The organism is Stenotrophomonas sp. SMYL20, from assembly GCF_036320045.1.
GTDB lineage: Bacteria > Pseudomonadota > Gammaproteobacteria > Xanthomonadales > Xanthomonadaceae > Stenotrophomonas > Stenotrophomonas maltophilia_A.
Window position 1 is genome coordinate 102,123 of record NZ_JAWIRT010000017.1, and the last position, 20,230, is coordinate 122,352.

Annotated in this window: 20 protein-coding genes and 1 pseudogene; 12 read left to right on the top strand and 9 right to left on the bottom strand. The window is 63.4% G+C overall.

Going from position 1 to position 20,230, the window contains the following annotated elements; all coding sequences use genetic code 11:
• Window positions 1-119: 119 nt before the first annotated feature.
• Window positions 120-782 (bottom strand): exopolysaccharide biosynthesis protein, encoded by a 663-nt coding sequence (locus V3B48_RS14270; RefSeq protein ID WP_049421123.1) that lies wholly within the window; start codon window positions 780-782, stop codon window positions 120-122.
• A 149-nt stretch (window positions 783-931) separates the two neighbouring features.
• Here V3B48_RS14270 and yidA point away from each other — a divergent pair, with 149 nt between their 5' ends.
• The 3 genes from yidA to V3B48_RS14285 all read left to right on the top strand — a co-directional run bounded on the left by yidA (window position 932) and on the right by V3B48_RS14285 (window position 5,087).
• Complete coding sequence (gene yidA, locus V3B48_RS14275; protein ID WP_329893951.1) at window positions 932-1,765, top strand: sugar-phosphatase; 834 nt, start codon at window positions 932-934, stop codon at window positions 1,763-1,765.
• 497 nt (window positions 1,766-2,262) lie between these two features.
• Window positions 2,263-4,581: a TonB-dependent receptor gene (locus V3B48_RS14280; protein ID WP_329893952.1), complete on the top strand. Its 2,319-nt coding sequence runs from the start codon at window positions 2,263-2,265 to the stop codon at window positions 4,579-4,581.
• 119 nt (window positions 4,582-4,700) lie between these two features.
• Window positions 4,701-5,087, top strand: coding sequence for a hypothetical protein (locus V3B48_RS14285; protein ID WP_329893953.1), 387 nt, complete (start codon window positions 4,701-4,703; stop codon window positions 5,085-5,087).
• Between the two features lie 124 nt (window positions 5,088-5,211).
• On the opposite strand, the gene V3B48_RS14290 is transcribed toward V3B48_RS14285, so the two are convergent.
• Window positions 5,212-6,711: a YifB family Mg chelatase-like AAA ATPase gene (locus tag V3B48_RS14290; RefSeq protein ID WP_329893954.1), complete on the bottom strand. Its 1,500-nt coding sequence runs from the start codon at window positions 6,709-6,711 to the stop codon at window positions 5,212-5,214.
• 129 nt (window positions 6,712-6,840) lie between these two features.
• Complete coding sequence (locus V3B48_RS14295; protein WP_049400816.1) at window positions 6,841-7,191, bottom strand: helix-turn-helix transcriptional regulator; 351 nt, start codon at window positions 7,189-7,191, stop codon at window positions 6,841-6,843.
• A gap of 447 nt (window positions 7,192-7,638) precedes the next feature.
• On the opposite strand from V3B48_RS14295, the gene V3B48_RS14300 reads away from it, so the two are divergent.
• From V3B48_RS14300 to V3B48_RS14325, 6 genes are all read left to right on the top strand, one after another.
• Complete coding sequence (locus V3B48_RS14300) at window positions 7,639-7,947, top strand: hypothetical protein (RefSeq protein WP_154353487.1); 309 nt, start codon at window positions 7,639-7,641, stop codon at window positions 7,945-7,947.
• 170 nt (window positions 7,948-8,117) lie between these two features.
• Complete coding sequence (locus V3B48_RS14305) at window positions 8,118-9,365, top strand: hypothetical protein (RefSeq protein WP_329893955.1); 1,248 nt, start codon at window positions 8,118-8,120, stop codon at window positions 9,363-9,365.
• The gene (locus V3B48_RS14310) at window positions 9,362-10,207 is read left to right on the top strand and encodes a hypothetical protein (RefSeq protein WP_329893956.1); all 846 of its coding nucleotides are present in this window, start codon (window positions 9,362-9,364) and stop codon (window positions 10,205-10,207) included. Before V3B48_RS14305 ends, V3B48_RS14310 begins: the two co-directional genes overlap by 4 nt.
• A complete protein-coding gene (locus V3B48_RS14315) occupies window positions 10,197-10,970 on the top strand; it encodes a class I SAM-dependent methyltransferase (protein ID WP_329893957.1) in 774 nt (257 codons plus the stop codon). Before V3B48_RS14310 ends, V3B48_RS14315 begins: the two co-directional genes overlap by 11 nt.
• 64 nt (window positions 10,971-11,034) lie before the next feature.
• The gene (locus V3B48_RS14320; protein WP_232528132.1) at window positions 11,035-12,288 is read left to right on the top strand and encodes an ABC transporter permease; all 1,254 of its coding nucleotides are present in this window, start codon (window positions 11,035-11,037) and stop codon (window positions 12,286-12,288) included.
• The gene (locus V3B48_RS14325; RefSeq protein WP_329893958.1) at window positions 12,285-13,532 is read left to right on the top strand and encodes an FtsX-like permease family protein; all 1,248 of its coding nucleotides are present in this window, start codon (window positions 12,285-12,287) and stop codon (window positions 13,530-13,532) included. The genes V3B48_RS14320 and V3B48_RS14325 overlap by 4 nt, the downstream gene beginning before the upstream one ends.
• 723 nt (window positions 13,533-14,255) lie before the next feature.
• On the opposite strand, the gene V3B48_RS14330 is transcribed toward V3B48_RS14325, so the two are convergent.
• The 3 genes from V3B48_RS14330 to V3B48_RS14340 all read right to left on the bottom strand — a co-directional run bounded on the left by V3B48_RS14330 (window position 14,256) and on the right by V3B48_RS14340 (window position 16,626).
• Window positions 14,256-15,422, bottom strand: a complete 1,167-nt coding sequence (locus tag V3B48_RS14330; protein ID WP_329893959.1) for a hypothetical protein — start codon at window positions 15,420-15,422, stop codon at window positions 14,256-14,258.
• A 298-nt stretch (window positions 15,423-15,720) separates the two neighbouring features.
• Window positions 15,721-16,224: a cold-shock protein gene (locus tag V3B48_RS14335; RefSeq protein WP_329893960.1), complete on the bottom strand. Its 504-nt coding sequence runs from the start codon at window positions 16,222-16,224 to the stop codon at window positions 15,721-15,723.
• Between the two features lie 45 nt (window positions 16,225-16,269).
• Window positions 16,270-16,626, bottom strand: a complete 357-nt coding sequence (locus V3B48_RS14340) for a hypothetical protein (protein WP_329893961.1) — start codon at window positions 16,624-16,626, stop codon at window positions 16,270-16,272.
• Window positions 16,627-17,293: 667 nt separating this feature from the next.
• Here V3B48_RS14340 and V3B48_RS14345 point away from each other — a divergent pair.
• A complete protein-coding gene (locus tag V3B48_RS14345; RefSeq protein ID WP_329893962.1) occupies window positions 17,294-17,896 on the top strand; it encodes a DUF998 domain-containing protein in 603 nt (200 codons plus the stop codon).
• Window positions 17,897-17,971: 75 nt separating this feature from the next.
• Complete coding sequence (locus V3B48_RS14350) at window positions 17,972-18,349, top strand: hypothetical protein (RefSeq protein ID WP_125894266.1); 378 nt, start codon at window positions 17,972-17,974, stop codon at window positions 18,347-18,349.
• Window positions 18,350-18,610: 261 nt separating this feature from the next.
• Here V3B48_RS14350 and arr read toward each other — a convergent pair whose 3' ends face one another.
• Window positions 18,611-19,045, bottom strand: a complete 435-nt coding sequence (arr, locus tag V3B48_RS14355) for an NAD(+)--rifampin ADP-ribosyltransferase (protein WP_329893963.1) — start codon at window positions 19,043-19,045, stop codon at window positions 18,611-18,613.
• A gap of 126 nt (window positions 19,046-19,171) precedes the next feature.
• A complete protein-coding gene (locus V3B48_RS14360; protein WP_049456468.1) occupies window positions 19,172-19,423 on the bottom strand; it encodes an accessory factor UbiK family protein in 252 nt (83 codons plus the stop codon).
• 155 nt (window positions 19,424-19,578) lie between these two features.
• Between V3B48_RS14360 and V3B48_RS14365 the strand changes: the two genes are divergently transcribed.
• Window positions 19,579-19,917: a P-II family nitrogen regulator gene (locus V3B48_RS14365; protein WP_005411374.1), complete on the top strand. Its 339-nt coding sequence runs from the start codon at window positions 19,579-19,581 to the stop codon at window positions 19,915-19,917.
• A gap of 80 nt (window positions 19,918-19,997) precedes the next feature.
• Here the strand turns inward: V3B48_RS14365 and V3B48_RS14370 are convergent.
• Window positions 19,998-20,230, bottom strand: a pseudogene (locus tag V3B48_RS14370) (IS110 family transposase); the annotation flags it as partial.

The window sequence follows — 20,230 nt, forward strand, 5'->3', positions numbered from 1 at the left end:
GCGCGGGCTTGAGAGCGGCCCCGTTCCGCGCCCCCCCCCCCCCCCCCCCGTCCCCCCCCCCCCCCCCCCCCCCCCCCGACTCTACAAAAAGCCATAAGCCGCCGAGCCTGGGCCCGGCTCTACACTTCCGAAGGTGCCGCGCGCAGCCCGCTGAACACCGACTCGGCAGCAAACCCCACACCACCCAGCAGCACGCCGAAATACACCACCGTAGCCACCACGAAACCATAACCGGCCGCCACCGCCGCACCATCGCGCTGGATGAAGCCAATCGCAAACGACATCAGGGCCAGCGCCGGCAAGGTATTGCTGAAGGGAATCGGCCCGGCCGGGGCCATCAGCAGCAGGGTCGCGAACACCAGCATCAGGTTGTTCAGGCGCATCATCTTCTTCGAGCGCACCATCACCGCCAGCCGCATCGGCCGCGACAGGCGCTCCATGCGGTGCACCCACTTCAGCGCACGGCCCAAGTTGGCCTTCAGCTTGTCGGTGGCGATCTCGCGGCGCGCCAGTTTCTGCGGCACCCACAGCGGGCGGTTGCGCACGCGGCTCAGGCCGATCAGCAGGATCGAGGCACCAAACACCGTACTCAGCCCGGGAATCGACACCGGAATGATGAAGATGGCCGAGAGCAGGATCACGATCAGCAGCAGGCCTTCATCGCCCAGCGCGCTGAGCAGAGTGCCGACGCTCACCTGGTCGCCGGGCAGCTCGTCGATCATCTGCTCGATCTGCTGGGCCAGGGGCGCGCTGTCATTGGTTTCGGGGGCACGGTAGGTCATGCGTCGCAAGGTTCTCCAGGGAAGGGCGGTCAATGGGCCGTCCTGCGGTGGGGGACGCACAGGCTCCCGAAGTATCCCGGCCAACGTGGGCAAAGAGGTGAACCGGGCATGAGGGGGTAAACTGGCGTGCCCCGCACGAGTTGAACGCAATGGACATGGGCCGCAGGCAATCGACCATCGAACTGGTCGCCATCGACATGGATGGCACCCTGCTGGATCCCACCCACACGCTTACCGCGCGGGCCAAGCAGGCGATCGCACAGGCGCGCGCGCTGGGCGTGCACATCGTGCTGACCAGTGGCCGCCCGGTTCCCGGCCTGGCACCGTTCCTTCACGAGCTGGACATCGCCGGCGACGACGACTACTGCATCGCCTGCAATGGTGGCCTGGTGCAGCGTATCGGCACGCGCGAAACCGTGGTCGAGTATCCGCTCAGCTTCGACGACTTCCTGTTCTGCGAGCAGGTGGCCCGCGATCTGGGTGTGCACTTCCAGGCGCTGGACAGCCGGCGCATGTATACGCCCAACCAGGACATCAGCTACTACACCGTGGCTGACTCGCATCTTTCGCGGATGCCACTGTCCTACCGCCGCGTGGAAGACATGGACCCGTCCATGTCGTTCATCAAGTTGATGATGATCGACGAGCCCGACGTGCTGGATGCCGCCATCGCGCGCCTGCCCAGCGAACTGACCGAGCGCTTCGCGGTGCTGAAGAGCGCACCGTTCTTCCTGGAAGTGTTTGACCACCGCGCTGGCAAGGGCCCAAGCCTGCAGAAGCTGGCCGAGCACTTGGGCATCGACCGCGCCAACGTGATGGCCATCGGCGACCAGGAGAACGACCTGACCATGCTGCAGTACGCCGGTACCAGCGTGGCGATGGGCAATGCCATCGACTCGGTGAAGGTGGTGGCGCGGTTCGAGACCACCAGCAATGCAGACGAAGGCGTGGCGCGCGCCATTGAGCGTTTCGTCCTGCAGTAACCGCGCGCCCCTACGCCCCGGTAGGTGCCAACCTTGGTTGGCACACGCACACCGTATGCGCCGACCAAGGTCGGCCTCTACCAGGTCCCATCCGCCCTGGTAGGTGCCAACCTTGGTTGGCACACGCAGACGGCAAGCGCCGACCAAGGTCGGCCTCTACCGGGTCCCGTCCGCCTCGGTAGGTGCCAACCTTGGTTGGCACACGCGCACCGTATGTGCCGACCCAGGCTATACCCACGTATAACCCACCCATCCCCATCGCCATCCGCGCTGTACTACCGCGCAATGGCGAATGCGCCTGTGCGATGCAAGAATTTCGCACGTCGAAATCACCCCATCGAATCCCACGGCAGATGATCGCCTTCGTCTGCTGACCGGCGCACACCGCGCCGTCACTCCCTCAACGCAATCGCATCGCCAGCCAGGGCGCCGACACCGGTGCTGCAACGCGCTGGGCGTGCGCCTGCGCCGCTCTCTCCCTGCACCTGGATCTGCCCATGAACACCCCACCCACGACGCGCCTCGCTCTGGCCATCATCACGGCCATCACCGCACCTGCGTACGCCGCAGAAACGCACGATGCCACACATGACACCCCCACCACCTTGAACGCGCTGCAGGTCATCGCCACGCCACGCGGCGCGGCCGTTGCGCCTACCCAGGTGGTTGGCCCCAACCGCTACATCATCAAGGCTGAAGACCTCGACGCGATGGTCACCGGCAACAATGGCCTGGCCATGCTCAAGCAGGTGCCGGGCGCCAGCTACACCGCCACCGATGGGCTGGGCCTGGATATCTCGGCCACGAGCCTGTTCGTGCGCGGCTTCCGCATGAACGAAATGGGCATCACCTTCGAAGGCGTGCCACTGAACGACAACGGCTTCCTCTCGCTCACCGGCACCAGCGTGGTGAACGTGGGCGTGCCCGATGGCATCGGCGCGATCACGGTCAGCCCCGGTGGCGCACCGGTCAGCGTGTTCTCCAGCAGCGTCAACGGCGGCAGCCTGGAATACCGCCTGCGCGAGCTGCAGGACACGCCCAGCCTGCGCGTGAAACAGGGCGTGGGCAGCAACAACACGTTGGTCACCACCGTGTCCGGGCAGAGTGGCCAGCTCGGCGAGCATGGCCCGAAGGTGCTGGTCGACCTGCAGCGCGTGTCCGCCGACAAGTACCAGGGCGAGGGCACCCAGAACTTCCTGCGCGGCGACCTGAAGCTGCAGCAGGACGTCGCCTGGGGCGACTTCACCGTGTTCCTGTCCGACAGCAAGGCCAAAGTCTGGGGCTACAACAACATTTCCTTCGACATGATCCGCAAGCTGGGCTGGAAGGCCGACATCTTCTATCCGGACTACGCGTGGGCCTGGTACGTAGCCTCGCCGGAGAATGCGGACAAGTCCTGCGGCGCCTACACCTGCGGTGAGCTGTCCGAACTGATCCCGTACGACACCGGCCAGATCACCCGCGATCGCGTGTCCTCGATCAACCATCGCTTCCAGATCACCCCGGCGCTGAGCGGCAACGTGCAGTTGTACAACGCCAACAGCCACACCCAGGCCACGCTGACCGACCCGACCGTGCCGTCGCCCAACGGCGCACCGTTCTCCGAACAGGTGCAGACGCCGCGTGTGAATCGGCTGGGTGGCATGGTCAACCTGCAGTTCGAGACCGGCGCGCACACCTTCACCGCCGGTTTCTGGCAGGAGAAGAGCAAGGCCGCGGCCAAGACCGAGTGGTACCAGCAGCCGCTGCTTGGCGAGGGCCCGCCGCTGAAGGCCACCGGTCCGTTCGATGTGTACGGACCTGCGTTCAAGACCGACAACGCATCGAGCTGGGTGACCCGCTCGCGCCAGTTCTACCTGCAGGACGACATCGTGTTGAACGACACGCTGAAGCTGGGTGTCGGCTTCAAGGCCGTGGACTTCCGCACCAGCGGTGGCGGCCTGGGTGATGCCAAGGATCGCCCGGTGAACGGCACGCTGCGCGCGAAGAGCAACTTCCTGCCGCACGTCTCGCTGTTCTGGAGCCCGACCGAATCCACCGACGCCTTCATCGACCTGGCCAATACCATGAACGGCTATCGCGTGGCGCAGCGCGGCAACATCGGCTACACCGCCTCCGCGTGGACCATCACCGACCAGGAAGAGTTCGACCGCGTGGCCGGCACGCTGCGCCCGGAGAAGAACTGGAATCTGACCGTGGGCGCATCGCATCGCTTCGACCGGCTGACGATCACCGGTGACGTGTTCTACAACTGCATCCGCAACCGCCTGCTGTCGGCCGCCATCGGTACCCAGTTCGCGCAGATCAACACCGTGCGGTTGATGCCGAAGATGCACGTGATCGGCGCCGACCTCGGCATCACCGCCGACCTGACCGACCACCTGCAGTTCTACCAGGGCGTGGCCGTGGCCCGTTCGTACTACGACAGCGATTTCGTGGTGGGCGACACGGTGTACCCGATCAAGGGCAACGCCCAGCCGGGCTACCCGCAGATCTCGCTGGTCAGCGACCTGTCCGCCCACTTCGGTGACTGGCGCTTCGGTGCCACCAGCACCTCCTACCTGCGCCAGCCTTTCACCTACGAGAACGACATCCGCGTGCCGAGCTTCTGGCAGGTCAACACCTATGCCGCCTACCGCTTCGGTGCGGACAGCGCCGTGCCGGGCCTGGAGCTGCGGCTGGACGTGAGCAACCTGTTCAACCGCCACAACATCGGCACCGCCACCATCGCCGGCTCGTCGTTCTCGGGGGATTACCAGACCCTGCAGCGCAGCGCGCCCCGGCAGCTGATGTTCAGTACCTCGATGGCGTTCTAAGTAGATCCACGCCATGCGTGGATGCACCTGGCGGTCCCCAGGCAGGTGCCCAGATCCGTCCACAAACCCGCCTTGCGCAATCAACAGGGATTTTCTGGCGGCGACGCAAGGTTCCCACAATGTTGCTGGGTCATGCTGTCCGCATGGCTCAGTACAACCCCCGATCACCGTTGTTCGGCATACGGAGTCATGGACGGCCCCGGCAGGCGCTGTCCGTGGCGCCTGTGATCGACCTGCAGGCCGAGTACCAGTTCTGGCAGGTCTACGAACGCGTGGTCCGCCCGCTGCCCGGTGGGGGGCTGCGGCTGGCCTGGCTGGTGTGCCAGAAGGTGTACCGGGACCGGTGGCAGCACCCGCACGACAGCGACGAGGCGGCGTTGTCGCGGGTGTTGTTCGGCGGGAACATGACGGCTGACCGGGCGTCGGAGCTGGCGGAGCTGCACGCGCTGGTCAGCCGTCGGGTGGCGTTGCTGGCGAAGCGTGGGCGGGTGGATTCCGCGGCGTGATGCCTGCCCTTGGTGGGGTCGACTGTTAGTCGACCGCTCTTTGCATCTACTTCACAGAAGGCCGCGCTTCGCACGCGAGTCGACCAACGGTCGACTCCACCAAGAGCCAACCCGACCGGCATTTCTAAGGCTTTCCCCGATCCAACTGCCGATAGCCAATCGCTTCAGCCAGATGCGCCGTCTGGATCACCTCGCAACCCGCCAGATCCGCAATCGTGCGCGCCACCCGCAGGATTCGATGCATCGCCCGTGCGGAAAGCTGCAGACGCTCAATGGCCTGCTCCAACAGATCCTGATCGGCCTCGCGCAGTTTCGTACAGGCACGCAGCGCCGCCGGTGGCAGATGGGCATTGAGCCCGCCACGCGCCTGCTGCCGGGCATGCGCGGCTTCCACCCGTGCACGTACCGCAGCACTGGGCTCACCCAGCGGCGTACTCTCCCGCAGCTCCACCGCGTCCATGCGCGCCACGCTGATATGCAGGTCGATGCGGTCCAGCAGCGGGCCGGAGACGCGCGCACGGTAGCGGTTGATGCGCTCATCGCTGCACAGGCAGCGGTTGCTGCGGTCACCGGCCCAGCCACACGGGCAAGGGTTCATCGCTGCAACCAGTTGGAACCGCGCGGGATACTGCACGCTGCGCGCCGCGCGGGCGATGCGGATGTGGCCGGATTCCAGCGGCTCGCGCAGGGTTTCCAACGCGCTGCGGTTCCATTCCGGCAGCTCGTCCAGGAACAGCACGCCGTGATGGGCCAGCGAGATTTCACCGGGGCAGGGTGGGTTGCCGCCACCCACCAGCGCCGCCGCACTCGCACTATGATGCGGCGCTCGAAAGGGCCGCTGCCGCCATCGTCTTGGGTCCACCCCATCGCCACTCACCGATGCAATCGCGGCCAGCTGCAGCGCCTCAGTCTCTTCGGTATCCGGCAACAGGCTGGGCAGGCGCGAGGCCAGCAGTGTCTTGCCGCAGCCAGGGCTGCCGATCAACAACAGATGATGCCCACCCGCTGCGGCCACTTCCAATGCACGCCGCGCATGCGCCTGCCCGCGCACGTCGGCCAGATCCGGCAGCGGCAATGGCGTCGTGTCCACGCGTTCCACGGGCGGCAGCAGGCGCGGATTGCCCAATCCGGCGCAGCACTCCAGCAGGGTACGGGCCACCCGCACATCGGCGTGCTCGGCCAGAGCAGCTTCTGCGGCATTGCCCGGCGGCACCACCAGGATGCGTCCGGCTTCGGCCGCCGCAATCGCCGCCGGCAGCGCGCCGGCCACCGGCCGCAGTTCACCGGTCAGGCCAAGCTCGCCCAGGAATTCGTACTGCAGCAGCGACTGCGGATCGACCTGGCCGCTGGCCGCCAGAATGCCCAGCGCGATGGCTAGGTCGTAGCGGCCGCCCTCCTTGGGCAGGTCGGCAGGCGCCAAGTTCAGAGTGATGCGGCGCTGCGGAAAGTCGAAGCGTGCGCAGAGCAGGGCGGCACGGACGCGCTCGCGAGATTCGCGCACGCTGGTTTCGGCCAAGCCCACGATCTGAGTGACAGGAAGGCCGCCAGAGAGATGCACTTCCACCCGCACCAGCGGGGCATCGACCCCGGCGCGGGCACGGCTGTGGACCAGCGCCAGGCTCATGTGTGGTTTCCTGCAGAGGGGCGCTTGATGGTGCGGCGGCGGTGCGCCGATCACCATCGGAGTACTCCGGCGGTGCATATAGGATTTGTCCGGCCAGCCACTACGTGTGGTTCAGTCGTCGGGACGACGTCAGATATGTCGTTCGGCAGACCTCATCAACTCAACAATGTTGTCGAGGAGGGAGATCGGAAGGTTGCGCGATGCCGTCAACATGTGGGCTTCCATCTGCAGGCGCATACCTTCAGGCTTCCCACCATCGGCGATGGTGTTCCCCGTAATCAGCCAAGATACGCTCACGCACGTGACCCTGCTCAACGCATGCAGATGGTCGATAGACGGCACGAAGCCTAGTTCGCGTTCCCAGTGGCCCACCGTCGCCCGGTTTACGTTCAGGGCTTTGGCGAGATCGGTTTGAGATAGCCCGTTGCTGATACGCGCAACGCGGATCCGGGCGGACAGTGAATCAGTGCGGAACTCCATGAATACTCCCCTTCCTATGCTCCCTTGCACAGGGCGTGCGGGGAAGTGTGTGAGCGCCAATACAGATCGTCAATTCTGTAGCAGTTCTACATATGTCGGTTCTCGCACGAATATCTTCTTGAATGCGCTGAGGACGCTGCTTCTGACACGTGGCGATACGGGATGAACGCCACGTCCTCCCTATCTTTGGCCAAGACGTTAGCGACAGTGACGTCCTTTCGGGGCCAGCACGCAAGCGCAAATTCAAGCACTCGATTGGTGATGGTTGCCCTCTGCACGTAGTGAAAGCTGGGGCGCAACCGCCCGCGCGCGGCGGAAGCTGTGCGCGGCACAGCAGCGAGGTTGCAGCTGGATGCCGGCGGGCCGTTGAATCAAGTTGAGCCACAACGCTGATCACGTTCGCAGCTCAGAAGATCAAATGCCCACCATTACATGGAGTAAAGAAAAATGACCCAACGCACTGCTGGAAAGACTCTCTCGTCCCTCACGCTGATCATTGCGGGTGTCGCGGCAGCAGGTTCGGCTTCTGCTGCTGCATCGAACGGAGATTTCGCCAATGACATTGCGGCGTCGACGTCCATCCAGGCGGATATGCAGTCTCTGAGCATCAGTGAGTTCAGAGACGAAAAATCCGCGCTTCTCGCAGATGGGCACCATCACTCCGATTCATTCGGATCCCATCACCATCATGACACGGCGAGCAAGCAGATGGCATTTGCTTCGCGCATTGCCGCGGATTCCCGATTCGACGTCTGAAGAGAGAGGGGCGGGGATCTCTCCGCCCCTTGCACGTGAATCACTGTCATGAAGAGCCTATGGAGGCCGGAGGTGGCTTCTTGTCTTCGACCTCAAAGTGGATTTGAAGGGTGGATAAGAGCGGCCAGGAGCAAGTGGCGAGGACGGCGATCACCACATGGAGTAGGAGAATGAGTTCGATGGCCCAGGCCCAACCGCCAGATGTAGAAAACCCGATCTGCCTGATGGAAATCGCAGATGCAACAGAAAGCATGGAGTCGGTCGTCGAGGGCATCCTCTGGTCAAGACTCCGCAGGATGAGAGCGCGACTTCAGGAAGTGCTTACCGACCAGCAGTACGGGGCCATGGCTCGTGTCATGCACCAGATGTACCAGTCAATCGGTGCCGATCACCAAGCCCGCGTACTGCTCAGTTCCGAGTTCTGTGAGCAGTATCTGTGCCTGGAGTCCGCACGGAAGGGTAGGCTGGAGGCGGGAGCCGACGAGCAGGAGAGGGCGGAGGAACAGGCCCGCGCGCTTGGCGCGCTGCACGACATCATCGCTCGGGAGAAGTCGATCGCCGAACTGGCACAGGGACGGACAGGCAGGTACCTGAGGGAGGCGCGGCAGTGGCAGCTCTACAGTCCGGTTGGAGACTGCGTTGCGGAGAAGGATGCCACGGGCGTGTGGACCCTTCGGCAGTTGCCGAAGCTGGGTGACTGTATCGCGTTGGATCTTGAGAGCCCACCGGCGCGGCATCATGAGCCACGCTCTGGAGTGCTGAGCCAACCGTGCCTGCCGCTGACCGATGCGGAGCGCGAGCATGTCTCGCGAAAGCTGTCAGACGCACTGGCGGCGATCGATAGTGCAGAACCCATGTACGGCCTTCTCATCCGCAACTTCGTCCGGCGGATCACCGTACGCAAGTCGGCAGACGTCACCTCCGATGAAGCCGGCCGCTACGGCTCGGAGCATGTGCCGAGGCAGCCGGGTTCCATTCGACTGCTGAACACGCATAACCCTGAACTTCTGGTTGAGGCATGCATGGAGAGCATCATGCATGAAAGCACCCACAACTATCTGGCCGCATGGGAGCTGGCCAACGGATTCTTCGTTGCCAATGACTACCAGCATCGTGTCGTATCTCCCTGGTCCGGGAATCCCATTCCCAACTCCTCCTACATCCACGCTGTCTTCGTCTACTACGTGTGCCACCGCTTGCTGAAACGTCATCTTGAAGTCTCGCCGGACCTGGGTGAAACCGCCAAGCGCCACGTCCAACGCAGGCTGGCCGTCTGCGCTGCCGGCTTCCTGATCGAGCAGGATCTCAGTGGTCGGTTGATGACCAAGGACGCCATCAATAGTGAGGTTGGGCAGATGATCGATCGAATGCAGGCCGAAATGAAGCGGCAGTATCGCTATGGGGAGTGGCAGCAATGAGCAGAACGGTCGTCATCCATGCGGATCACCTTGATCCTGTCGCCCTGCGGGCCATGGCTACAGGTGTCCCTGCCATGCACATTGATGAACTGATCCCGGTAATGGAGGGCCAACCCTGGCCCGAAGTACTCCGCTTGAGCCCAGGTGCGCATCTCGAGCGTCTGTTCCGCGGAGCCAATGTGGTGAATCGGGTCTTCTCACTGGCAGGAACGCAGATCGAACAGTTTCTGGCCGAGCGCGGAGTGGACGCCCGCTGGTTCCATATCCGCCTGCAGCCGCTTCTGGCGCTGGGGGTGAGCCTCTGTCACGACACGGGCACGCGCGGTGTGTCCCGGTGCCTGGCTCCATTGAACGTGCAGTGGTTTGAACTCGAACGCGCTCTTCCAGGCGCGAACACGCCTGACTTCGCCTACAGTTTTGGCTACGAAGAACCAGACCTGTCCCGCATCGAAGACCCCATGCAGAAGTCGGTATGGTCACTTTTTGACTGGCGGCAGGAACGGCAGCTTGATGATGAAGAGCGCCGCAGACACCAGTTCCACGTTTCCAGGCCGAAGGGCGTCCCCGTGGTTGCGTGGTTCCTTGGGCGGGACTACAGCGGAATCCACTTTCCCCGTGAAAGCGTTGAGGTCGATGGTGGTGTGTGCGAGCAACTAACGCGAGCGGCCGCACACGCCTTCCGATCCGAAGCGGGAGAGATGCTCCTGTACGTGACGGATGAGGCGGTAACCTTCCATGCATTCTCGCCTTACCTTCGTTCCGTCGCGGCCGATGCGGCTGTGCAGGATGCGTTGGATGCGTGGTTGCTTGCCGGCAACACCGGAGGTGTGAATGCTGCTTGAAAAGCTGAGCTCGCTGCGCGAGTCCATGGGCTGGGTCTACGGAAGCGAGGATCTGTGCGTACTGCTGTATAGCTTGGTCAAGCGGATGCGCCCACGCATCGTGGTTGAACTGGGTACCGGGTTTGGCGTCACTGCGGCCTGGATGGCCGGTGCGCTGCGGGAGAACGGTGGCGGTGTCATTCACACCTACGACAATGGCTCGCACTTCTCCAGCGAGCCAGGCATCAGGTTTGTGGAGGGCCTGCAGGGGCCGTTTGCCGATCTGCTGCGGGAAAAGGCGCAGGACTATCCCGCTTTCCTGAAGCACGTATTCCATTGGGCCGGGGTCGAGAATCACGTTGTCTCCAACTGGCAGGAAATCGGCTTTGCCGATATTGCCCGGGCCCCCGCCTTTGACGGCGGAGTTGACATGGTCTTCTCCGACTTCAATCACTCCCAGGACAGCATCCAGGCCTTGCTAGCGGCGTTTCTGCCGCGCATGGCGGAAAGCGCCTCGATCTTCATCGACAGTGCCTCTACCCAGCGGCTTGGTTACCTGACCCTGGAAGCCGTTGTGGACGCCCTGAATCAGAACAAGATACCCAGGGCGTTCATCAAGGATCGCAGCGAGAAGGGCATCGAAGCGATCCTTCGGATCGTCCAGCGCTCGCGCTTCCGCCTGATGCATCTGCTGGAAGCCCGCGACAGGGCGCAGAACAGCACAGCGTGGATCTCGATTGAACCGGTGGACGTGATTCCGACTGCGGCCACATTCCTGCATTAGAGAGACGTATATGTTAGGCCATTACTTTGCGCTGGCCCGCACCAGGCTTCTGGAAACCAAGGGAATGAGCGCCGCGCTGATCCTGGCGCTGGGGTTGGGCATTGGCGCGAGCATGACGATGTTGACCGTCGTGCGGACAATGACGTGGGATCCACTGCCGGGGCGAAGCGAGCATCTCTATCACCCCTTCATCGACGCACTCCCCACCTCCTACGACGTCAGGCCTGGCATGGACCCGCGGGTGGCCCTTACCTGGGTAGATGCCCAGAACCTGCTGCGGCAGGCCCCGGCCTCCCATCAGGCCGCGCTGGCATCTGCTCGTCTATTGGTGGATGCGCAGCGCAGCGTGCAGATTCCATTCTTCACGCAAGGGCAGTATGTCACTGCGGATGCGTTTGCCATGTTCGGCATCCCAGTGGTGCAGGGCAGGGCCTGGACGCGTGAAGATGATGCTGCCCACGCCCGGGTTGTCGTGCTGGGTCAGGATCTGGCTGCTCATCTGGGCGGTGAAGGCCTGGTGGGTACGACTGTTCGGCTGGGTGGCCAGGCATTCACGGTGGTGGGTGTTGCCGGTCCGTGGAGCCCGCGCCCACGGTTCTATACGGACCTTCAGCAGGACGTGTTCAAGGGGCGCGAAGACTTCTTCATACCGTTAGGTGTCGCGGCAGAGATGCAGATGACGGTGTCCAACAGCGTCTTTTCATGGAGTGGTGACAAATCCCCCAATCGCCTGCAGGACGCTCGCACGTCGTGGATCCAGTTCTGGGCCGAGTTGCCTGACGCGGCCAGTGTCGAGCAGTACGAGCGCTTCCTGGGCAACTACGCACGTGCACAGCACCAGGCGGGAAGGTTTGACAGGACAACTGCACCGCGGATGGTGTCCCTGAAGGACTTCCTGGTCGAGCATCGCATCATCCCCAACGAGGTGAAGCTGCAGTTGGCGCTGTGCCTGGGGTTCCTGATCGTTTGCCTGCTGAACATGAGTGCCTTGATCTTCGCCCGCTTCATCCGCCGGTCCCATGAAATATCGGTCCGTCGGGCGCTGGGTGCGCGTCGGCAGGACGTCATCTATCAGCTCTGCACTGAAGCACTGATCATCGGCGGCTTGGGCGGGGCGGTAGGGTTGATCGTTGCAGAGGCCGGCCTCTACCTTGTGCGGACGCAGCCGGAAGACTACGCCTCGCTGGCCAACATGGATCTCAGCATGGCCGCTCTCACCATGGGCCTGGCGTGTGTCTCCAGCGTGATCGCTGCGTTCTTCCCTGCGCTGCGCGCTACCTCGGGCCGTCTGGCCATGCAGATCAAGGCGTCAGAATGAGCATTGCAGAAGTTCCCCTTGTCGTCCGCGCGCTCACCCGCAACCGCGTCATCGCGTCCATTCTTCTGGTGCAGGTGCTGGTTGCCACCGCGTGCGTGACGAACCTTGCGTTTCTGCTGTCCGAGCGGCTGGGAACCCTCACCTACAAGACGGGCCTGGAAGAGGCGAACCTGGGCGTCATCGAGACCGAGTACCTGGGGCCTGCAGCAGCCAACCCTGCAGCCTCGATCAGGACCGACCTGGAGGCCATCCGGCAACAGCCAGGCGTCGAACAGGTAGTCGCAGCAGAGTCGCTTCCCCTTTCCCAGCGCAGCTGGTCGGTGGGATTCACCAACAAGGTGCTTGAAGACAATGACATCTCCGGTATCGTCGAGGCAGAGCCGACTGTCTACACGGCATCTTCGCCAGCAGTCCAGGTGTTGGGCCTGACCCTTGTTGCCGGCCGTGACCTGTCTGCGGGAGCGTTCGTGCCGATGGAGGCCAGCGCCGACTATGCCGGGCTCTACAAGGCAAGCGAGGCCGTTGTCTCGCAGGCACTGGCAGACAAGCTGTTTCCGGAAGGCGGCGCAGTCGGCAAGTTCCTGTATGCCGATGCGCAGCATCCCATCCAGGTGGTCGGCATCGTCAAGTCGCTTTCCCGGCCTGTTCTGAAGACCGATGCAGACAATGACATGTCACTCATCCTGCCGCTGATTCCGGACGGGCCTCGCGTGATGTTCGCCATCCGTGCCGCGGATGGGCGGCTGGCGGATGTGATTGCGTCCAGTGAGGCGGCCTTGTCGCAGCGCGACGCAAACCGCACCATCGCCCGCAGCACCTCGTTCCGGGAACTGCGCGCCGACTACTTCCGCCACGATCAGACCATGGCGATAATGTTCCTGAGCTCCGGGTTGGCGCTGTTGGTGGTAACGGCTACGGGCGTGTACGGACTGGCCAGCTTCTGGGTTCGCAAGCGGTATCGTCAGATCGGTATCCGGCGCGCATTGGGTGCCCGGAAATCCGACATCCTCCGGTACTTCCTGGTGGAGAACCTGATTCTCACCGCCACCGGGTCTGTTGTCGGCACCGTACTGGCCATCGGCCTGAACATGGCCGTGGCCCGGTACTACGAGGTGGCCAGGATCGAGACGCCATTTCTCGCCATTGGCGTACTGACCGTGCTTCTGTTGGGCCAGGCCGCAGCATTTGTTCCGGCCCGACGAGCAGCCAAAGAAGCCCCGGTGGCGATCCTGCGCAGCGCCTGACCCGGACGGGTCTGTCATCCGGCCAGTGCTCGCGCCAAAGCACCGTTCCTTACGGCTACGCGATGGCGACTCGGAGGAGTTGCGATAGACAAGGCGTATAACAGGGCAGTGGAAGAAAGGAGTAACCGGCAATGCGATGCATTCGGATACTAACCCTCCTCTCGCTCATCCTGGGTCTGCTGGGGTGCAGGGACGAGGTGGAGAGTTCAACGTATCCCATGGGTCAGAGTGGAAAGACCTGCACTGCCGACAAGGGCTTTGATCGCCACCCACCTGAAGTGGTTGTTTCCGAGCTTTCCAGACGGGCGTTGGATAGTCGCAGGTTGACTCATAAAACAGTCTGCGGCTCGGTCACCAGTTGGGAGATCCTTCCCTCGGGGGCTTCGATCAATCAGATACCTCCGCCAGATGTTTATGTAAGCGTCCGGCTGAGGGAGGACGGCTCCGTTTCCGTCAGTACGGACCGCCCATGATGTCGGCGCTGCCCCTGATGCTCGAGCATCAGGCCAGGATCACAGGACGGTAGGATTGCTACGTGTGGTGCCGGGTTCGTCGAGTACCCGGAGAGGTCAGCCTCTGGCCGGAAGCGAATCTGATCGATGACAGTGACGCAATCCGTTCAATACGACCGGTCAGCCCAATCTGATGGTCGCGGATGGTTGACGTCCAAGCGAAAGTGCGGACGGGCCCCCTTGGCAGGAGCCCGCCCTGGAACGAACTAGATCAGGTCAGGTTGTAGCGCTCTCGGATTGCCGCGAACAGCTGATCAGACTCTTCTTCGGCACGCCTGTTCTCCTCGGCCGCGAGTGGCATCAGTTTGATTCCGTCGACGCCCCCGACATACGCGGGTCCGCCGACATCGTCGTCATACGGTGTACCGTCCTCGTTGATCGCTTCATGTCGATCCTGGCTCAGGTCCCGACCCAGCATGCGCGAGAGATACATCCAAACCCAAGCGCGGAACGGCGTCTCGCCTCGATATTCGATGAGCTCACGCATGGCGGATACTTCGCCCTCGCGTGCGAGCATGGTCAGCCACTGGTGGGCCAGCTCAGGGTGACCGTGTGCATCGGCCAGATCGACCATATCGTACGGATCCATTTCATCCGACGGCTCAAGCTCAAGCGCACCAGGGTCACCGTATCGCTCCGCGGTGAGCAGCAACGCGCGCCTATTCCCACCCCGTGCAGCAGCAAGGAGGTGGTACCGATGTTTGGCCACCACTTGAACGAACGAGCTATCTCCGCCCGTGGCAATCTCCGCGAAGCTCACCGGCTCGGACGACCACTGGCCTTGCCGGCGCAGCTCGCGACCGAAGCGGTGGTCATCCTCCTCTTGCAGCCCCCCGTACGGCTCGAGAATGTACGCGGTCGCCAGGTGCGCAACCGCTACGCCGCGCGCTGCCGCCGCCTCCAACCCTTCCAGCAGCAAGGGGAGCTCGCCGAGCAGCGCATCAACCCCTTGCTGCATGCGGCTGATCAGGTTGATCGACACCCACTCGGCAACCTTAGCCGAATCTGCATCGCCAGACTCGTCGGCTTCGGCCCACTCGTCTTCATCGCTCGTGAGCGCAGCAATCAGCTCCTCGAAGCGAACCGGCGCATAGCCGGAGTCGCCGAGGAAGGTGACCAGGCCTTGGGCCGTGCGTTCGGCCTCCTCGGGTGACATCCCAAAGTGCAGGCACCGCTGGATGGCCCGGTCTTCATCCACTGTGAGGTCAGCATCGCGCCAGGCCACGTCGCACCACCCGGCCTGGTGATGGAACGCGGCGTGACTAGCAAACCCGGCGGCGGCCGCCAGCAGCTCATGGACCTGGCTGCGGGTAAGCGACGCGAAGCCCTGCGCCCGAAGGTGCGCATGGACATGAAACATATATTGCTTGATAGGCATGACTCGTCCTCGATGGCCAAGCCGATCCGGGTCAGGCGCACACGTTTAAGTCCCCGGCAGCTGGCCAGAAGAAGAATCGATCAGGGGATACAGCCTGTTTTTGCTCGTGTGCAAGCAAGGCGGGCGCCGGAGCCAGTGTATGCCGTTTGCTGCCGGGATTCCAAGCACCGGGCAAGACCCGCTCGGCGCGGGCATGACGTTGGACCGGTACCAGGCTCTATGCAGTTCCCGGCAGGCGGGCAACCCATGGCGCGACAGGCACGCTGCCGCCTGCCATCGGGAGCTGCGGACGAAGCGGCTATAGGGCTTCCGGCCGACGGCGGCCCAAAACTCCCAGCAAGCACCGCTGCCCATCAGGCACCGCCCCACTGAAGCGCCCAAACCGCGCCTCAACCCACGATGGCCCCGCACTCTCCACCAACAACCGCCCCGCGCTTTGATACAGATCCAACCAATGTTCGAAACTGATACGCAGCTGTTCGATATCCGGCGCCCGCCAACGTGCATCGGCAGGCATGCGGATCAGCACGCGCGAGGGCGCATTCTCCACGTCCATCACCAGCACGCCCTTGCACCGGATCTCGAAGGACGTCGCTCCGGCATGGCGCGCGTGCAGTTCAAAGCCCTCGTATGCCTTCGCGGTAACGAAGCCGAGCGCATCACTGCGCAGCTGGCGGTAATCGGCCGGCCGCAGCTTCTGGTAGGCCCACACCTGATCGTCCGCTGGCTCGGGCCACTCCAACCACATCGCGCCGATCACCGCGATGCACACCGCTGCAGCGGCAAGGCCGTGCATCTTCATTCGTCACCCCGCACACAGGCAGAAAACTCCGCGCAATAAGCGCGCTCAGTCCTTGGGTCGCATTCGCTCGTGGATGTAGGCGGTCAGCGCCAGATCGGCCATCACCAGCCCCTCCATCACCCGGTCGCCCACGTACTGCTCAGACTCACCGTTCTGGCGCGTACGCTCGGCGGCCAGCAGGATCTCCTGCACGATGCGCTGGCCGGTGAGGGCGCAGTCGGCATCGGACAACGCCATCTGCCGGCTGCGCAGGTGATGGCGCTCAGGCCAGGGCTGGCCGTCGGCCGCAGCGCCCGCGCCGATGGCGTGCAGGATGGCGATGAGGCTGTTCGGGTCCGGGGCTGGAGCGTTCGAGCGCGCTTCCTGGATGGGGCGCGGGGGCGGGGAGTGCGGTGTGGTCATGGCGGGCTCCGTGCATGCAGGCAGAAGCCGCCACCGATAAAGGTGGCGGACAGGGCGTGGCTCGAAAACCGGTGTGTGATGATCGCCGGTGGGCACGAGGCCCCCACGCCCCGCCCGCCATAGCCGGCAGACGGATTGCCAGCCGGCACCACGCAAGGTGATGCCGGCTGGCAAGCGCAAACTTCATCACAACAACGGGTTTTCGAGTCCCGACCACCGATGCACGGTGGTGCAGTAACGATTACCTGCTGTTGTGCGGAATGCCAACGGGTAGGGGTCAATGCCGCCAAAACCCGAGACGCTTTTGGCATTGTCGCATAGCACCGGAAGCGGCGAGAGCCTTGGCGTGCTGGGCGGAACGGCACTTCTGTAACGGAGTCGTCAGAACCTTCCGCCAGAGATGCAAGGCGCGGCAAATGCGACAGCATCGGGCCGACGGCAATGTGTGATCGCTAAGGCGAAGGAACCGGTGCGACGGCCGCTGATGGGTGACGCGTACTTCGCTTCCAAGCGTGAGTGACTTTCTGCCTATTGACCCCGTAGGACGTCACGCAGAATCTGACTACTGCTGTAGTCACCCGAAACTGTCCTGCGCGGAGCAGGAAGGATGTGCGGCGTTTGAACGGATTCCACCCACTGGCGCAGGCCAATACAAGGATCACTGTACGTGTTACGCCGCAATCGACTTCTTCTGTCTGCGGGTCTGATCCCGCTTCCGTGGTTCCTGTTCTGGACCAGCGTTGCCGCCGTGTTCGCGCCGGGCTACAACCCGCTTGCACAACACGCTAGCGAGCTGCTGCAGGAGCCAACGATCGCAAGCGTTTGCGCCAGGATTGCTGCCATCGGCTCCGGTGTGGGGTTTGTGGCGTTTGCCATTGGGGTATGGCGGGAGTCCGGCCGCCGGATTGCCGTAGGCGCGATCTGCTGGATGATCTTTGGCATCTCCATGCTGACCAATGGGCTCTGGCCCATGGGCCATCCGATGCACGGCTTCTACACCATCGGTATCGCAAACATCATTGCACCGGCGATGTCGCACATCGAACTGAGCGCGTGGTCTGCCAACCGAAGGGCGTACGCCGTGACCGCTTTGGTGAGCATTGCGAGCATCGTCTACCTCTGGTTGAACCTGGCCGGCGCGGATCCGGAGGGCTTCAGAGGGCTGACCCAGCGCCTGTTCTCATCGATCAACTCGCTGTGGCCATTCCTGGTGGCGTTGTATCTGCTGCGCAGGGATTCCAACGAGCTGAAGACGCACCTCGAGCACTGATGGGCACACATGCGGGTTGATGTGTTCAATTGGTGGCCGGCCCACTACTTCTGACTGGATGAAGGACCTCTCGTGATGAAACTTCCAGCCCGCTTCTGGGTGCATCTTTTCAGCCATCTGGGGTTCGTCGGGATCTTGGCCGGGCTGTTGGCCGGCTGGGTAGGGACGTTCTTCGAGGCCCTTGCCGGTCATTCCGATGCCGCAACCGACGCCGCCCGGGTGAGCGGCGTTGGAACGCTGTTCGGGTTCTGCATGCTTGCCCTGTTGCTGCTGGGAGCGCTGACCGTCTCTGGCGAGCTGTTCGGGCTGATCAGGCCGTACGACCGCAAGGCGCCATATCGGCATGAGGCGCAGGCGATGCATCGGAAGGTGTTGCTGATTGTCGTGGCGGTACTGTCCTGGGCGGGCCTGACTGCGGCGTTCGTCATTGGGTCGATGATGCGCTCCAGCTAGGTGCTGATGGTGGTGCTGGCATCTTCGGATTCCTCGGCAGAAGGAATCGGCGGGTTCGACACGGGAAGCCGGGCGGAGTGGTGATTCATCCGGAATCGGTTGCCCTGACCAGGGACAGCCTGCGGATTGAGGTGATACCGGTGCGGTCGCCGCGATGAGACGACTGGAGGATGAGATGCCGTGTGGCACGATTCGCGGATAAGGGCCACACGAGCGTGTTGATAGGAAGACGCCGACGTGCCCCGTCGGCGTCTTCCTCCATCAATTGATGATCTCCCCACTCCCCGAAGCAACAAACGCCTTCAACTGCCGAACGAACTCCGCGTCGTAGGCTTCCCACTCCACAATCTCCCCAACAATCCGCAACGGCTGCGTACTCCGATACGACCGCGTCGGGTTCCCGGGAAACTTCTTGTTGGTCACGTTCGGGTCGTCTTCAAACGGCCCGGTCGGCTCCACCACATACACGCGCGGCCGCCCCGCACCGCGGGCCATCTCCGCAGCCAGCCCGGCGCCCTTGGCAATGGTGGTGAAGTAGATGTGGTTCATCACCACGCTGTCGCGATAGTTGGAGCGGTAGCCCGCACTCAGCAACTCGCCCGCCGCCAGATCAGCGCGGGTGCCGTGGTAGAACGGCCCGGCGACCTGGCCGCAGGTGTCATGCGCAACGGGTGTCCATTCGGTGTCCTGCGCCATCGGCACTGCCCCTGCGTGTCCTGCCGGATCGACAGGCCGGCGAGTCTAGGGCGCCCGGTGGGCCTTGCTGCAAGGCCCCATCCGGGAAATAATCTGTAAACGGGAGGCGCGGTGCGCCTCCTTTTTTCATTCTGCGGCGCCGCGCCCTTCCAGCTCGCGCACGGCGGTTTCCAGCGCGTCCAGCTTCTCGCGGGTCTTCAGCAGCACGGCGCGCTGCACTTCGAACTCCTCGCGGGTGACCAGGTCCAGCTTGGCCAGGCCGGCCTGCAGCGCGCTCTTGAAGGTGGCCTGCAGTTCCTCGCGCGATTCGCGCAGGCCCGGCGGCACCAGGTCGCTGAGGCGACGGGCGAGGTCATCGATGTGGTTCAGGTCGATCATGGGGTGCTCCGTGGGGGTGGGCCCGTGCATCCGGCGCGGGCAGGCCATTCGGGCACAAGGATACTGCCGGCACCCATCGCCCGGACAGGCGGCGGCGGCTTCGCACGGGCCGCGTTCAGGCGCTATCCTCCACGCCGGAAGACAGGAGATAGACGATGAAGATGGTCATGGCGGTGATCAAGCCGTTCAAGCTCGACGACGTGCGCGAAGCGCTGGCCGAGCGTGGGGTCACCGGGATCACGGTGACGGAAGTGAAGGGCTTTGGTCGCCAGAAGGGCCATACCGAGCTGTACCGTGGCGCGGAGTATGTGGTTGATTTCCTGCCGAAGGTGAAGCTGGAAGTGGCGGTGACCGATGACCAGGTGGAGGCCGTGGTTGAGGCCATCGTGAAGGCCGCCGGCACCGGCAAGATTGGTGACGGCAAGGTGTTCGTGTACGACCTGGGCAGCGTGGTGCGTATTCGTACCGGTGAACTGGACGCGGACGCGTTGTAACCCGGTTTCTGTAGAGTCGAGCCATGCTCGACTGCATTTCGCGCGATGCAGGAAGAGCAGTCGAGATCCTATGTTCGTGGTCAAGCCTGCTGGAAGCAGGCTTGACCCACCTTCAGCATGGCCGGATCGAAGTCCCGGCCGCTTTTGAAGACACCCCAGGCGATCCTGGCCAGCTTTCTGGCCAGGATGTTGAAGACGGCGGTGCTGGGGTGACCGCGTTTTGACAGCTCGTCGTAGAGCGGTTGCCCCCGACGACACCGCTTGAGCCCCATGGCGGCCATGTAGAGCATCTGGCGCAGCACTGGCGCGCCCT

Coding starts and splice junctions, on each gene's coding strand:
- V3B48_RS14305 (WP_329893955.1), top strand. CDS start 8,118: ATGAGTTCGATGGCCCAGGCCCAACCGCCAGATGTAGAAAACCCGATC.
- V3B48_RS14360 (WP_049456468.1), bottom strand. CDS start 19,423: ATGATCGACCTGAACCACATCGATGACCTCGCCCGTCGCCTCAGCGAC.
- V3B48_RS14290 (WP_329893954.1), bottom strand. CDS start 6,711: ATGAGCCTGGCGCTGGTCCACAGCCGTGCCCGCGCCGGGGTCGATGCC.
- V3B48_RS14270 (WP_049421123.1), bottom strand. CDS start 782: ATGACCTACCGTGCCCCCGAAACCAATGACAGCGCGCCCCTGGCCCAG.
- V3B48_RS14315 (WP_329893957.1), top strand. CDS start 10,197: ATGCTGCTTGAAAAGCTGAGCTCGCTGCGCGAGTCCATGGGCTGGGTC.
- V3B48_RS14330 (WP_329893959.1), bottom strand. CDS start 15,422: ATGCCTATCAAGCAATATATGTTTCATGTCCATGCGCACCTTCGGGCG.
- V3B48_RS14350 (WP_125894266.1), top strand. CDS start 17,972: ATGAAACTTCCAGCCCGCTTCTGGGTGCATCTTTTCAGCCATCTGGGG.
- V3B48_RS14335 (WP_329893960.1), bottom strand. CDS start 16,224: ATGAAGATGCACGGCCTTGCCGCTGCAGCGGTGTGCATCGCGGTGATC.
- V3B48_RS14320 (WP_232528132.1), top strand. CDS start 11,035: ATGAGCGCCGCGCTGATCCTGGCGCTGGGGTTGGGCATTGGCGCGAGC.
- V3B48_RS14310 (WP_329893956.1), top strand. CDS start 9,362: ATGAGCAGAACGGTCGTCATCCATGCGGATCACCTTGATCCTGTCGCC.
- arr (WP_329893963.1), bottom strand. CDS start 19,045: ATGGCGCAGGACACCGAATGGACACCCGTTGCGCATGACACCTGCGGC.
- V3B48_RS14365 (WP_005411374.1), top strand. CDS start 19,579: ATGAAGATGGTCATGGCGGTGATCAAGCCGTTCAAGCTCGACGACGTG.
- V3B48_RS14340 (WP_329893961.1), bottom strand. CDS start 16,626: ATGACCACACCGCACTCCCCGCCCCCGCGCCCCATCCAGGAAGCGCGC.
- V3B48_RS14295 (WP_049400816.1), bottom strand. CDS start 7,191: ATGGAGTTCCGCACTGATTCACTGTCCGCCCGGATCCGCGTTGCGCGT.
- V3B48_RS14280 (WP_329893952.1), top strand. CDS start 2,263: ATGAACACCCCACCCACGACGCGCCTCGCTCTGGCCATCATCACGGCC.
- V3B48_RS14300 (WP_154353487.1), top strand. CDS start 7,639: ATGACCCAACGCACTGCTGGAAAGACTCTCTCGTCCCTCACGCTGATC.
- yidA (WP_329893951.1), top strand. CDS start 932: ATGGACATGGGCCGCAGGCAATCGACCATCGAACTGGTCGCCATCGAC.
- V3B48_RS14325 (WP_329893958.1), top strand. CDS start 12,285: ATGAGCATTGCAGAAGTTCCCCTTGTCGTCCGCGCGCTCACCCGCAAC.
- V3B48_RS14285 (WP_329893953.1), top strand. CDS start 4,701: ATGTTGCTGGGTCATGCTGTCCGCATGGCTCAGTACAACCCCCGATCA.